Source organism: Pseudomonas sp. 58 R 3 (assembly GCF_900006605.1).
GTDB classification, from domain to species: Bacteria; Pseudomonadota; Gammaproteobacteria; order Pseudomonadales; family Pseudomonadaceae; genus Aquipseudomonas; species Aquipseudomonas salomonii.
Genome location: NZ_CVTT01000030.1, coordinates 32,343 through 45,652, shown reverse-complemented (window position 1 = coordinate 45,652; position 13,310 = coordinate 32,343). Strand labels below are relative to the sequence as shown.

16 protein-coding genes are annotated in these 13,310 nt (G+C 61.5%); 8 read left to right on the top strand and 8 right to left on the bottom strand.

Annotation, left to right across the window (positions count from 1 at the left end; translation table 11 throughout):
* Positions 1-14 precede the first annotated feature (14 nt).
* Positions 15-836, bottom strand: coding sequence for an aldo/keto reductase (locus BFP92_RS04330; RefSeq protein WP_065912082.1), 822 nt, complete (start codon positions 834-836; stop codon positions 15-17).
* 106 nt (positions 837-942) lie between these two features.
* On the opposite strand from BFP92_RS04330, the gene BFP92_RS04325 reads away from it, so the two are divergent.
* Positions 943-1,437, top strand: coding sequence for a DUF1543 domain-containing protein (locus BFP92_RS04325; protein ID WP_065912080.1), 495 nt, complete (start codon positions 943-945; stop codon positions 1,435-1,437).
* Positions 1,438-1,441: 4 nt separating this feature from the next.
* On the opposite strand, the gene BFP92_RS04320 is transcribed toward BFP92_RS04325, so the two are convergent.
* Together BFP92_RS04320 and BFP92_RS04315 are read right to left on the bottom strand one after the other, a co-directional pair.
* The gene (locus BFP92_RS04320; protein ID WP_083221697.1) at positions 1,442-1,987 is read right to left on the bottom strand and encodes a GNAT family N-acetyltransferase; all 546 of its coding nucleotides are present in this window, start codon (positions 1,985-1,987) and stop codon (positions 1,442-1,444) included.
* 149 nt (positions 1,988-2,136) lie between these two features.
* Positions 2,137-3,348: a TPM domain-containing protein gene (locus tag BFP92_RS04315; protein WP_065912075.1), complete on the bottom strand. Its 1,212-nt coding sequence runs from the start codon at positions 3,346-3,348 to the stop codon at positions 2,137-2,139.
* A 126-nt stretch (positions 3,349-3,474) separates the two neighbouring features.
* Here BFP92_RS04315 and BFP92_RS04310 point away from each other — a divergent pair, with 126 nt between their 5' ends.
* Entirely contained in the window at positions 3,475-4,293 is an 819-nt protein-coding gene (locus BFP92_RS04310; RefSeq protein WP_065912072.1) for an alpha/beta fold hydrolase, read from the top strand.
* Complete coding sequence (locus BFP92_RS04305) at positions 4,283-5,416, top strand: PAS domain-containing sensor histidine kinase (RefSeq protein WP_065912070.1); 1,134 nt, start codon at positions 4,283-4,285, stop codon at positions 5,414-5,416. Before BFP92_RS04310 ends, BFP92_RS04305 begins: the two co-directional genes overlap by 11 nt.
* Here BFP92_RS04305 and dapF read toward each other — a convergent pair.
* Entirely contained in the window at positions 5,413-6,216 is an 804-nt protein-coding gene (gene dapF, locus BFP92_RS04300) for a diaminopimelate epimerase (RefSeq protein ID WP_065912068.1), read from the bottom strand. The genes BFP92_RS04305 and dapF overlap by 4 nt on opposite strands.
* A 104-nt stretch (positions 6,217-6,320) precedes the next feature.
* On the opposite strand from dapF, the gene BFP92_RS04295 reads away from it, so the two are divergent.
* Positions 6,321-7,349, top strand: coding sequence for an alginate lyase family protein (locus BFP92_RS04295; RefSeq protein WP_065912065.1), 1,029 nt, complete (start codon positions 6,321-6,323; stop codon positions 7,347-7,349).
* 41 nt (positions 7,350-7,390) lie between these two features.
* Positions 7,391-7,936: a P-loop nucleotide/nucleoside kinase family protein gene (locus BFP92_RS04290; protein ID WP_065912064.1), complete on the top strand. Its 546-nt coding sequence runs from the start codon at positions 7,391-7,393 to the stop codon at positions 7,934-7,936.
* Positions 7,937-7,969: 33 nt separating this feature from the next.
* Here the strand turns inward: BFP92_RS04290 and BFP92_RS04285 are convergent, their stop codons facing one another.
* Positions 7,970-9,553 (bottom strand): L,D-transpeptidase family protein, encoded by a 1,584-nt coding sequence (locus tag BFP92_RS04285; protein ID WP_065912062.1) that lies wholly within the window; start codon positions 9,551-9,553, stop codon positions 7,970-7,972.
* Positions 9,554-9,594: 41 nt separating this feature from the next.
* Between BFP92_RS04285 and BFP92_RS04280 the strand changes: the two genes are divergently transcribed.
* Together BFP92_RS04280 and BFP92_RS04275 are read left to right on the top strand one after the other, a co-directional pair.
* A complete protein-coding gene (locus BFP92_RS04280) occupies positions 9,595-10,308 on the top strand; it encodes a murein L,D-transpeptidase catalytic domain family protein (RefSeq protein ID WP_065912060.1) in 714 nt (237 codons plus the stop codon).
* Positions 10,309-10,338: 30 nt separating this feature from the next.
* Complete coding sequence (locus BFP92_RS04275; RefSeq protein WP_065912055.1) at positions 10,339-11,085, top strand: creatininase family protein; 747 nt, start codon at positions 10,339-10,341, stop codon at positions 11,083-11,085.
* Positions 11,086-11,232: 147 nt separating this feature from the next.
* Here BFP92_RS04275 and BFP92_RS04270 read toward each other — a convergent pair whose 3' ends face one another.
* On the bottom strand, positions 11,233-11,574 hold the full coding sequence (locus BFP92_RS04270) for a hypothetical protein (protein WP_065912053.1): 342 nt from the start codon (positions 11,572-11,574) through the stop codon (positions 11,233-11,235).
* Between the two features lie 33 nt (positions 11,575-11,607).
* The gene (locus BFP92_RS04265) at positions 11,608-12,252 is read right to left on the bottom strand and encodes an ATPase (RefSeq protein WP_065912051.1); all 645 of its coding nucleotides are present in this window, start codon (positions 12,250-12,252) and stop codon (positions 11,608-11,610) included.
* 143 nt (positions 12,253-12,395) lie between these two features.
* On the opposite strand from BFP92_RS04265, the gene BFP92_RS04260 reads away from it, so the two are divergent.
* Entirely contained in the window at positions 12,396-12,641 is a 246-nt protein-coding gene (locus BFP92_RS04260; RefSeq protein ID WP_056859831.1) for a hypothetical protein, read from the top strand.
* Between the two features lie 3 nt (positions 12,642-12,644).
* Here the strand turns inward: BFP92_RS04260 and yfcF are convergent, their stop codons facing one another.
* A complete protein-coding gene (gene yfcF, locus BFP92_RS04255; protein ID WP_065912049.1) occupies positions 12,645-13,277 on the bottom strand; it encodes a glutathione transferase in 633 nt (210 codons plus the stop codon).
* Positions 13,278-13,310 lie beyond the last annotated feature (33 nt).

Below are 13,310 nucleotides of genomic sequence, written 5' to 3'. Positions count from 1 at the left end.
TTTCTGCGGGTCTGCTAGACCATTGACAGTGGATGCTTGCGCTTGGGTGCGCCGAACACGCGGTCGATCGCATCCAGATCATGCTCGTCGAGCACCAGTTTCGCGGCGTTTGCGTTAAGCCGCACATGCTCGGGGCTCACCGCCTTGGGGATGGCAATCACACCGTCCTGGCGCAGTACCCAGGCCAGGGCGATCTGTGCCGGGGTGGCCTCATGTCGGTGGGCAATTTGCTTGAGGGTCGGGCTGGACAGCAGTTCGCCGCCCTGGGCGATTGGGCAGTACGCCATCAGTGGCAAATGGTGCTGTTGCCACCAGGGCAACAGGTCGAACTCGATACCCCGCTCTTCAATGTTGTAGAGCACCTGGTTGGTCGCACAGTTGGGAGATGCAAGTTCCTGCAGGTCGGCGACGTCAAAGTTGGAAACACCCCAGCGGCCGATCTTGCCTGCCTCGCGCAGACGTTCAAATGCTTCGACGGTTTCTTCAAGCGGGTACTGGCCGCGCCAGTGCAGCAGGTACAGGTCGATATAGTCAGTGCCGAGGCGCTTGAGGCTGGCCTCACAGGCACGCGGCACGCCCTTGTGGCTGGCATTGTGAGGGTAGATTTTACTCACCAGGAACACCTGCTCGCGCTTGCCGCGAATGGCCTCGCCCACCACCTCTTCGGCGCCGCCTTCGCCGTACATTTCAGCGGTGTCGATCAGGCTCATGCCCTCGTCGATACCCAATTGCAACGCGGTGACTTCGGCTTTGCGCAGGTCCGGGTTTTCACCCATGCGCCAGGTGCCTTGGCCGATGACAGGCACGGGAACACCGGCCAGATCAATGGTGCGCATAACAACCTCCTGATGAGTTGGCGAATTAACAGTGTGGCACTGACCGGACAAAAGGGTTCAATCGAAGTATGGTTAGCCTTTACCCAACCGCCAGGCAGGAACTGTAATGCTGTTTGTGGTCATGCTCGGGGGCAAGCACCCAAGGGCGAAAATCGAAGTTCACGATGTGGTGTTCGCAGTGGCGGATACGCTGCAAGCCACCTACTCGCAGTTGCGCGACGGCTGGTTCGGCAGCCCCAAGGGTATGCATATCGACGCCTGGATGGCGGTCGATGGCGTAGACGGCTGGAAGGTCGAACTCAGCCAAATGGCGCCGCCTGCCGGTGCCCATCACCTGTATTTCATCAACCTGGGTGGTTATGAAGCCAGGGTGTTCGGCGAGGCCCACCATTACTTACTGGTGGTGGCACGCGACAAACAGGAAGCCAAGCGCAAGGGCCGGCAGCAGCTATTGCAGCACTGGTCGCAGGCCCATACCGATGGCGTGATGGATATTGACGACTGCCTGCCTATCGATCTGGTGGACGGGCGCTATATTCACCTGGTGCAAGGCGCACACCAGCCGATCATCCAGCAGAACGATTACATCACCCTGCCCTGAGCCCTTATGTGCAGGGCTCCAAGGCTTTGCCAAATAAACGATTACCGTGGGTTTCTCCCTGGAAGGTATAGGTCGGCGAACCCAGCACCTCGTAACCACGTCGAGGGTAAAAACCCAACGCGCGCTCATTGCCTTCCCATACGGTCGCCCACAATAAAGACGCGGCGCCCAGGGCCGCGCGCTGTTCCGCCGCCTGCAGCAACCGATAGCCAATGCCCTGCCCGGTAAATCGCTCCTGGATGTAAAGGCGCTGCAACTCGGCGGCATCCGGTGCTGTGATCATCGAATGAGTGGCATGGAGTTTGATCTGGGCGAAGCCAACAAGATGGCCATTCGACTCAGCCACCACCAGCGAGAGACCGGGTTGTGCCAGCAGTTGGGCGATGGTCTGCGGCGCAAAGGCTTGCAACGCCTCATTGGCAATCGAGGCGCGGATGCCTTGGGTGGCGTACGTGTCGAGAAACACCTGCATACCGAGCACGCCAATGCATAAGGCATCCTCGGCAGTGGCCTCCCGAACAGTCATGGGTGGTGCGTTGAAAGCAGACATTGAGTCTCCATACCCAGGGGTGCAAGGGTTAACGTTTTACCACGAATACAGGCGACGGTAATTGCCTCTGCCGAAGGGCCTGTGCGCCTGGTGCAGGGTTTCGATGACCTGCATAGGCCGGATGGGTAAGCTACAAACCGCGCTAGCGCTTACCAACTACCGGATGCCCCACCGCCACCACTGGAACCCCCACCGCCGGACGAACTGCTGCTTGAACTGGAGCTTGAACCTGAGCTGCCGGAGCTTGAGCCGGAACCGCCCCCTGAACCCGAGCCGCCATCGGAAATGCTCTGCAAAAACACAATAAACGCCACTACCGAAGCGGCGGGTATGGCGATGATCCAGCCTTGGTAGCCGTGCCCCAGCAGCAACCCCACCGCCACATAAACGGCAGCCACCGCCAGCACCCGCAGGAGGAAGAAGCGCGGGCTGTTCTTCCAGGATTGGTGGATAACGAAAAACAGTCCCACGTATAACCCCAGCACCAACGCACTGCCCAACGGCCACACCAGCCAATGGACGAAGTTGACGGCCACGAAGTGGTCCACCCCCAGCAGCACGGCAACGTAGGCCAACACGCCAATCACGCAATAAAATACAGTGCGCGCCAGCCACAACGCACCGAAAGTCGCGCCGCCAATCAGCAGGGTCAGGGGCAATACCAGCAGGTACATAGGCCAGTCGCGGCCGCCCCCGTACAGCGTCAACAACACCGTAACCGCCGCGGTGGCGATTAACGCCCGGCGCCAGGGCAGCTTGCCGGCGGCGATCAGCACGCCGCCGACGCCGCCCAGCATAAACGCCAACAACACTGCAATAACCTGCGGGTTGACCTCAGGCCCCACGGGTTCGGGCAGGTCGCCGCCGTCTACCAGCACGCCCAGGTCATCGACAGCTTGTTGAATCCCTCCCGCATAGTCGCCCTGGCGAAACGCCGGGGTGATGTGTTCTTCGATGATGCGATGGGCCAGCAGGTCGGTAACCGTGGCTTCGAGGCCGTAACCCACCTCGATACGCACTGTGTGGTCGTTCTTGGCCACCACCAGCAGGATGCCGTCATTGACGTCCTTGCGCCCCAGTTTCCAGGCACGGAACAGTTGGTTGGCGAAGTCCTCGATGGTTGCGCCGCCGGTAGTGGGCACCAGCAGCACCGCAACCTGGGCGCCCTTGCGTTGTTCAAGGGCGGCGAGTTGAGCCTTCAAGCGCTCGGTTGTGTCGTTATCCAGCGAATGGGTGAGGTCGATCACCCGCTGGTTGAGGGCGACCTTGATCGGCGAAGTGTCCGCCTGGGCCATGCTCAACAGACCCATCAGCAGCAGGGACAGCAGGCTCAAGACGGATTGGCGCAAATACAGCCGCATGCTTTGTTACCTGAAGTTTCTTCGAGGAGGCGTTGACTTTACCTTATAGACGTATAACGCGTGACCCCACGCCCGCGACTATCTAAACTGCCACACATATAGCAATGCGCCATAGCAGAGAACCCCATGAACCTAAAGCACCGCAACAACGTCAGTGTGATGGGCAACGGCACGGCGACCCTGGTGTTCTCCCACGGTTTCGGCTGCAACCAGGCCATGTGGAATTATCTGGTGCCGCACTTTACCGAGCGTTTTCGCGTCGTGATGTATGACCTGGTGGGCGCCGGCCTGTCGGACCTCAGCGCATTCGACAAGACCAAATATGCTGCGCTGGAGGGCTACGCCCGTGACTTGAACGAGATTATCGACGCGTTCGCCAGCGGCCCGGTGATCCTGGTCAGCCATTCGGTCAGCGCGATGATCGCCACCCTCGCGGACCGCCTGGCACCAGGCCGTATCGCCGCCCATGTGATGATCGGCCCTTCGCCGCGCTATATCGACGACGTGGGTTACATCGGCGGTTTCAAGCGCAGCGATATCGATGACCTGCTTGACACACTCGACAGCAACTACCTGGGCTGGTCCAGCACCATGGCCCCGGTGATCATGGGTGCCTCCCCCGAGCCAACGGCGTTGAGTGCCGAGCTGAGCGACAGCTTCTGCCGCACCGAACCGGACATCGCCAAGCAATTTGCGCGAGTGACCTTTATGTCGGACAACCGTAAGGACGTGATCGGCCTGACCACGCCCGTGCTGATCCTGCAATCACGCGACGACGTGATTGCGCCAGTCGCAGTGGGCGAATACCTGCACAGCGTGCTGCCCAACAGCACCTATTGCCTGGTCGATAACGTCGGCCATTGCCCGCATATGAGCGCGCCCCTGGCCTGCACGGCGGCGATGGACGACTTTCTGGCGCCGTGGGCCGTGGCCCATGTCGGCTGACCTGTTCGACAGCGCCGCCTGTGCGCTGGCCGTCACCACTGAGGACGGCACGATCCTGCGTGCCAACACGCTGTTCGGCGAATGGCTGGGGCTGCGCAGCGCCGAGCTGTGCGGGCGGCGCTTCCAGGACTTGCTGACCATGGGCGGGCGAATATTCCACCAGACCCACCTGGCACCCATGCTGCGCATGCGCGGCAGCGTGAGCGAAGTCAAACTCGACCTGGTGCACCACGACGGGCACAAAGTGACCGTATTGCTTAACGCCAGCGCCCGCGAACAGGCCGGCGCGTTGCTACACGAGATCGCGCTGTTCGGCACCACCGACCGCGACAAGTACGAGCGCGAGCTGCTCAATGCACGCAAGCTTGCCGAAGCCCTGTTGCAGGAACGCACCAGTACCGAATTGGCGCTGCATCAGGCCCAGGCGGAACTGAGCGAAGCTTATGCCATCGCCCAGCGTCGCGCGTTGTTTGCCGAGCAGATGGTGGCGATCGTCAGCCATGACTTGAAAAACCCACTGACCGCCATCCGCATGGCCACGGACATCCTCGCGCGCAGCGAGCGCACGCCCAAGGAGCGCCAGTTGCTGGGCCATATCGGCCAATCCTCCGAGCGCGCTCAGCGCATGATTGCCGACCTGCTGGATTTCACCCAGGCCCGGGTCGGCCACGGGATCAGCATCAAAACCACGCCCTTGGACTTGCACAGCGTGATCCTGCACGCCGTGGATGAACTGCGCGTGGCCTTCCCCACGGCCACGTTAAAGCATCAGGCCGAAGGTATGGGCGAAGCGTGCCTGGATGCCGACCGGGTTCAGCAGATCATTGGTAACCTGGTGGCCAACAGCGTGGCCTACGGCGACTTGTTGATGCCCATCACCATCACTTCACGCTTGGGCGAAGGTGGCTGCCAAGTGGCCGTGCATAACCACGGTGCCGCGATCCCGCAAACACTGCTGGCCGGGCTGTTCGAGCCCATGACCCGTGGCACCGACCAGGGCAGCGAGGTGCGCAGTGTGGGGCTGGGCCTGTATATCGTGCGTGAACTGGCCAAGGCCCACGGTGGCGACGTGGTGGTGAGTTCCTGCGCCACCAAGGGCACGACCTTTACCGTGACGTTTTAGACCAGGTACGCCGTGCCCTGCATGACCGGCTCGACACGGCCGGTCAACACCACACCGCCCTGCCCATCCCACTGCACAGTGACCGTGCCACCGTCGAACTGCACCTCAACCGTAGCGTCCAGCAACCCGCGCCGAATCCCATTGACCACCGCGCCGCAGCAGCAGGAGCCGGAACCGAGCGGCACGCCCCCGCCGCGCTCCCAGATCCGCAGGCGGATGTGGCTGCGGTCCAGCACCTGCACAAAATGCACATTGGTGTTGGCCGGGAACAGCGGATGGGTTTCCAGCGCCGGGCCCACGGCTTCCAGGTCGATGCCGCTGATGTCGTCGACAAAATACGTGCAATGCGGGTTGCCCATGCTGCAGGCGGCAGGCGTGCCATCGATGGGCAAGGTGCGGGTGTCCAGCGCTTCGGCCAGCGGCACGGCAGACCAGTCCAACGAGGGCGCGCCCATGTCCACCGACACTTGCTGCCCGGCGGCCCGCACACAGGTCAGCAAGCCTCGATCGGTGCGCAGTACGACGGTGTCGCGGCCGGTTTCATGCATCAAGCGGTCGGCCACGCCGCGGGTGGCGCTGCCGCAGGTTTGCAGCGGCGTACCGTTGGGGTTCCAGAACTTGATGCGGGCCAGGGCATCTTCGCAGTCGAGCACCACGGCCAGTTGATTGAAGCCGATACCGGTGTGGCGGTTACCCAGGCGCCGGGCGACCTGCGCAGTGATCGGGTCGTCCTGGCCACGGCGGTCGATGATGATGAAATCGTCGCCATGGGCATGCATCTTCACAAAGGGCAAGGTCATGGGCGGTCCTCGGTCGAGATCAGCCTGCAAGCATACGGGAGTTTCATCCAGGCCGTTTCAGCCGCGTGCTAGCGTTGGCGCATCCTTGTCCAACAGAACCGCTCATGAACAAAACGACTTTTGCCTTTACCTTGCTGCTGGCCGCATCGCCCGCGGTGACGATGGCTGCAAGCCTCTGCCAGCCTGCGGCTGCAAACCCTGCAGCCAACGCCTTGTTGGCCGCCGCCCAACGGCATTTGGCAGACCGGCCAGCGCCGTTGCCGCATGTGCACACTGAAGGCACCCTGCCAAACCATGGCATTCGCGAGCAAAGCATAGTTGCCGAAAAGGACTGGCCGCTGATGCGCCAGGCGGCGCTGGCCTGGCGCATCAGCGGTGACCCGCGTTACCTCAAGCAAGTCGACGAGTACCTTGCCGCCTGGGCCGATGTCTACCAGCCGGACTTCAACCCCATCGACGAAACCAACCTCGATATGCTGATCACGGCCTATGCGCTGACCGCCGACCATTTGCGCCTGGAAACCCGCGCCGCCAGCCGCCGCTTGATCAGCAACCTGGGCAATGGCTACATCGCGCATATCGAGCAATTCCATGGGCAGAAAAAAGGCACCCAGGCCAATAACTGGCAGAGCCACCGCGTCAAGTTGGTGACCCTGGCCGCCGCCGCACTCGACGACCGAGCCATGCTTGAGCAGGCTCATCAGCTGTTTAAACAGCAAGTGGCCGACAATATCCTGGCTGACGGCTCGGTCACCGACTTCCAGGACCGTGACGCCCTGCATTACGTGGTCTACGACCTTGAACCGCTGGTGCAGGCCGCACTGGCGGCCAAGCCCTACGGCGGCGACTGGCTCAATCTCAAGGCCAATGGCGCGTCGCTGCGCGCCGCCCTGGATTGGCTGGTGCCCTATGCCAACGGGCAACGCAGCCACCAGGAGTTCGTGCACACCCACGTTCAGTTCGACAAAGACCGCGCCAGGGTGGGCGAAGCCGGCTACAGCGGCACCTGGGATGCCAAAAGCAGCGCGACGTTGTTCTGGCTGGCGGCGCAACTGGATAAACGCTACCTGCCCGTAGCCACGCAATTGGCCGCCCGCCCCGCCGACTGGATCAGCGCCTGCTATTTGAAGTAAGCAACGCTAGACTGGCCAGGCGCCCTACTCAAGGATTGACCATGCTTATTGTATTCAGCGGCCTGCCCGGCACCGGCAAGACCACGATTGCCAGCGCACTGGCACGTCGGATAAACGCGGTTTACCTGCGCATTGATGTGATTGAGCAGGCGCTTAGGGATGCAAACGTATTGAACGCTGATGTAGGCGCCAGCGGTTATGGCGTGGCGAATGCGCTGGCGTTGAGTAACCTGCGACTGGGGCAGACGGTGATTGCCGACTGTGTAAACCCGGTGAAGGAGAGCCGGGAGGCGTGGCAGGCCGTGGCGGCGACAGCGGGTGTCGAGCTGCTTGATATTGAAGTGGTTTGCTCTGACCTGCGGGAACATCGGCGTCGTGTGGAAAGCCGCACCGGTGATGTTGCCGGGTTGGTGCCGCCTTCCTGGCAATCCGTTTCAGTCCATGAATATGAAGCGTGGGCTGAAACGCCACTGACTGTCGACACTGCACGTGCGACAGCTGCCGAGGCCGTCGACGTGATCCTGGCGCACATCAACCTTGTGGCGAGCAGGCATGATGTGGAGAACAAGCCCGCTCGCCACAGCTAGCCTACTGGCCACGAAAAGCCGGCCACATGAGCTTCAGAGCACCGCCCCCATCGCCTTCACCAACACCGGGTCACGCCCATAAATATCCGGCGAGTACACCAACCCGCCTTGGCGATCGACTTCCACTGTCCAGTAGCCCAACAGCACCGGCACCGGCGTGGTCAGCCTGAACTCATGGGTTGTGCCGGTGGCAAGCAACTCTTCGGTGCGCGTGCGTTCGGCCGGGGTTACCAGCAGGTCGCGCAGCATCATCGGTTGCTCAACCCGCACACAGCCCGAACTGAAAGCCCGTGGGCCTTTGGTAAACAGCGGCTGGCTCGGCGTATCGTGCAGGTAAACGGAATAGGGGTTGGGAAAGCGCATCACGATGCGGCCCAAGGGGTTGCGCGGGCCGGCTTCCTGGCGCAGCAGAATGTTGCCGGGGTGCGACCAATCCACCTGGTCGGCCGTCAATGGGCGGCCCTGGGCGTCGAGCACTTGCAGGTTTTGCTGGCGCAGGTATTCGGGGTTGAGGCGGATGGCCGGGAGTTTGTCCTCACGCATGATGGTCGGCGGAATGGTCCACGTGGGGTTGAGGGTCAGCCGGGTAATGCGCGACTTGAGCAGTGGCGTCTGGCGCTCGGCACGCCCGACTTGCAGGCGGGTTTGCCACACCGGGATGCCGCTCTGGTAGACGCTCAGTTGCGCGCCCGCGACATTCACCACCACGCCTTCGGGCTCCAGGTCCTGGGCCAGCCAGCGGAAGCGTTCAAGGTTGATGCGCAGCTGGTCGCGGCGCATCGCCGGGCTGATATTGAGCTCGGCCACGGTGCCCGTGCCTATCACTCCGTCGGCCTGCAGCGAGTGGCTGAGCTGGAAAGCCTTCACCGCCTTGACCAACTCATCGCGGTACTGCCGGCTGTTGCCCGCCGGCGCCTTGGCCAGGTAGCCGCCGTTGTACAAGCGCCGCGCCAGTTCGGGCACGCGCGGGTCGTCCATGCCCGGCTTGAGCAGCGGCCCGGTAGCGACCGGGTCCCAGTGGGGCAACGGCTGCAGGCGCACGGTGGCATAGGTATTGCGCAAACTGCGGTACAGATCGGCGCTGGGGCGCGCCTGGTCAAAGGCTTGGGCCATGTCTTGCAGGCCGGTGGCGGCGAAGGCCAGCACTTGAATATTGGGGTCGAGGGTGGGTGGCTGGGAATGCCACAGCGGTTCTAAACGCGATTGTTGCAGACGCCCGTAATGCAAATCCTGCAGGGCTTGCAGGTATTGCCGGCTGCTGCCGATATCGCTGCACAGCATGTTACCCGTGGCCTCCACGATAGGCAGGCTATAGTGGGAAGGCTCCAGGCCATCGTCGGCCAGCATCAGCAACTGAGATTGCAGTGCGTGGCGGCGCTCATCGGACCACAGCGTCACATTGCCCTGTTGCTGGTAGAACGCCTGCAAGCGCGCTTGGGCCGTGGCGTCTATCTGCGCGGCAAGGTCGGGGCAAACGCTGGGCAGTTGAGAAAGGGCCAATTGCACCGGGCTGGTCGAAACCAGCGGTACGGCATCCATCGGCAGCTCATCAGCTGTCGCGACCAGTGGTGCAACGAGCAGGCAAATGCTCAAGTAACATGCGTGTTTTTTGAACAATTGACTCAACTCCAATCCACAGCGGGGGGGATGTACTGTACATGCTGACTTTAATATGCCGCGCCGGCTTGATCGCCGTGACCCTGGCTTCGCTGAGCAATGTTACGCTCGCCGCCACTGCCAACCCTCCTACTTTGTATAGCAGCCTGGCGCGCTCGGCTCCAGAACTCAATCCCACTGTACTGAAAAGCGCCCTGAGCGCGGTGCAATGCGCGGTCAATAACGGCGAAGAGCGCTCGGATCGCCTGGCCGTCATTGACTACTCCCAGCCCTCGACCGCCCGTCGGCTGTGGATCTTCGACCTGCGCAAGAAGACCCTGGTACTGCGCGACCTGGTGGCCCATGGTGCCAAATCCGGGGAAAACTTCGCCACGCAATTTTCCAATCGAGAAGGCAGCCACCAATCCAGCCTGGGTTTGTTCCGCACCCAGGAGAGTTACCTGGGCACCCACGGTTACTCGTTGCGCATGGACGGCCTGGAGCCGGGCTTCAATGACCAGGCCCGCGACCGCGCGCTGGTGATTCATGCGGCCGACTACGTGAACCCGGCCTGGAGCAGGCGCGAAGGCCGTATCGGCCGCAGCCAGGGCTGCCCGGCCGTACGCCCGCAAGTGGCGCGCCAGGTGGTAGACAAACTCAAGGATGGGCAGTTCATGTTCTCCTGGTACCCGGACCAGCGCTGGCTGAAGTCTTCGACGTACTTGAACTGCAAGCCCCAACAAGTGGCGAGTAGTCGTACAATCCGTGGTGGTTAGCCTGTCCCCACAGATAAAAGAGAGCGTCGCATGCTTCTACACACATCCACCTGGATCGAGATCGGGCAGTTTCTGGAGCGCAGCCGCACGGTGGTGATCCCCATCGGCTCCAACGAACAACACGGCCCCACCGGCCTGCTGGGCACTGACTGGATGTGCCCGGAAATCATCGCCCATGAGGCGCAGAAGAACGCCGACATTCTGATCGGCCCGACCTTCAATATCGGCATGGCCCAGCACCATTTGGGCTTTCCCGGCACCATTTCGTTGCGCCCTTCCACCTTTATCGCTGCAATTGGCGACTGGGTGCGTTCATTGGCCGGGCATGGTTTCGAGAAAATCCTGTTCTTGAATGGCCATGGCGGCAACATCGCCACCATCGAAGCGGCCTTTTCAGAGCTGTACGCGGAAGCCAGCTACGCCCGACGCCCGGCCGGGTTTGCGCTCAAGCTGGTGAACTGGTGGGACCTGGAAGGCGTCAATGAGCTGGCTCACCGCCAATTCCCGGTGGGCCACGGCAGCCACGCCACGCCTTCGGAGATTGCGGTGACGCAGTGGGCGTACCCGGAGTCGATCAAGTCGGCTGAGTATTCGCCGCAAATCGCCAACACCGGGCCGATCCGCGAAGCGCTGGATTTTCGCGCGCGTTTCCCGGATGGGCGCATGGGTTCGGACCCGGCGCTGGCGACGGTGGAAAAAGGCGGTGAGTTGGTAGCGTTGGCGGCCAAAGGGTTGGTCAACAGCGTGAACGCCTTCAGCAACGAAGCCAAACCTTAAGCCGAACACACAGCACAATGTGGGAGCGGGCTTGCTCGCGAAAGCGGAGTATCAGTCGACCTATTTACTCACTGATCTACCGCTTTCGCGAGCAAGTCGAATCGTCGCACCGCCGCTCCCACATTTAAATCTGTACGCCTACCAGGATTATTTGCAATCCTGCGCCGCCAACTCCAGCCGCGAAGGCTTGATTGCCGACGCCAGTGGCTTGCGCTCATACAGGAACACTTTGGTGCCGTCCTGGGACTTGTAGGCTTCCAGCACATCATCGGCGGCAATCTTGCTGGTCAACACCACTTTGGCGTGACGCGAGTTCTGGGTCACAGTCGAGGTGATGCCGTGCTTTTCGAGCTTGGGCAATACGCACTGCACATAGCCCTCAGGGGTCTTGTTGGTTTGCAGAGTCAAGCTCGGAGCATTGGGAGCGGTGATACAACCGGTCAGCAACAAAGGTGCAGCAGCCAGGGCCGGAATGAAAAAAGCGCGCATATAAAATCCTGAGTATAAAAAGAAAAGTTCACATCAACTGGCGCGTACCAACGCCTTGAGCGACACATCGAACTGCTTCAACGCATCAAGCTGTACATCACGCTGCTGTTCAATCTGTGCGGCAATTTCCGGCGCCGCCTTGTCATGCACCCACACCGACGGCACTTGCTTGTGCACCGAGCCTTCGGCCTTGGCGATGTATTGCAGGTTCGCGTCATAGAAGCGTGCAACGAAGCGCGCCTCAACCTGATCGTTACGCTGGGTCAACAGTTGGTTGTGGGTATCGAGCACCACCACCACATCCGGGTGCGCCTGCACCAGTTCATCCAGGCTGCTATAGACCGTTACGGCAAGAAAAGTGCCCTGCAACGAACTCATTAACCAATCGATCGCCAGTTCCGGGTCGGAGCTGTTGACGAATGCCTCACGGATGCGCCCGTCGAGGGCATCCTTGGCGCCGTTCATGGCCATGGCGTGGTAGCGTTCAAGGTAGCTGAGGTTGTCGCGGGTGTTTTCGCTGTACAGCACCCCCACCGATTGCGCGTGCCGCAGCGAGTCTACGCTACCGACGATGGGCAGCAAATGGCCGGTACGCAGATCATCGGCAATCGCCGGGTTGGCCAGCACCGTGGTGCCGAGCATCAGTATCATCAAGCCCAGCTGAATAATCGTCCTCATCGCGCATTTCCTTGAGCAGCGTGTCGATGGGGCGATTGTCCGCTTTTGGCGCAAAAACAGAACGTGTGATCCTTGATGGTGACTATCATTTGAACCGATAGTGTCAGGCAGCCTCTTCTCATAAAACCTATAAGGACCACGCCATGAAGCCCCACCAGAAAACCTTCGACCGCATCCGCGAAGCCGTATTGCCGGAGTTTCGCGAGCGGGTCGCCGATTACCTGGTCGATTATGAAAACGTGCTGCAGGACCCAACCGCAGATGCCGACCTGCGTTGCGCCAGCGCCCAGCAACTGCGCGGCTACCTGCGCGGCTTGAACACCATGCGCGTGCTGGGCATGGCCGATTGGGAAGACCTGGACCGGCGCGTGGCCCAGGAATGGCTGTAACCCCTAGAGCGCCGGGCGTTGCAGGTTGACCCAGGCCTGCACCGAGGGCCGCTGCCATTGGCGCTGTGCATAGGCCACCAGCTCGGACGGCACCTTGTCACCGTTGAGGATCAGGCGGTTGAGCATCACGGCCAGGTCAACATCGGCAATCGACCACGCGCCGAACAGGTATTCCGAGTGGCCTGCCAATAACGCCTGTGCCGCGCTGATCAACTTGCGTGCGGCCGCCTCACCTGCAGGCGACAGCGGCGGCCTCTTCTGTGCGTAAAACACCACCAGCGTCGAGCGTTCCTGACGAATCGCCTGCAAGTCGCTGCGCAGCCACGCCTGGACCTGGCGCGCCCTCGCCCGCTGTTTTGGGTCCGTCGGGTACACCGTGGTCTCGGGGTAAGCCTCATCCAGGTATTCGCTGATCGCCGAGGACTCCGACACTGCAAAGTCGCCTTGCACCAACGTGGGCACGCGCTGGGTCAGCGACAGTTGGGCAAATTCCGCCGCGCGGTTTTGCGCCGTGTCCAGGTCAAGGGTGACGGTTTCGAAGGCCAGCCCCTTTTCCAACAGGGTGACGAACACCGACAGGGCGTAGGGGCTGGTGAATTGAGCATCGACATAAAGGCGCAACGACGGTGCAGGCATAAAGGCTCTCCTTGGGTGAGAACCCACGCTACG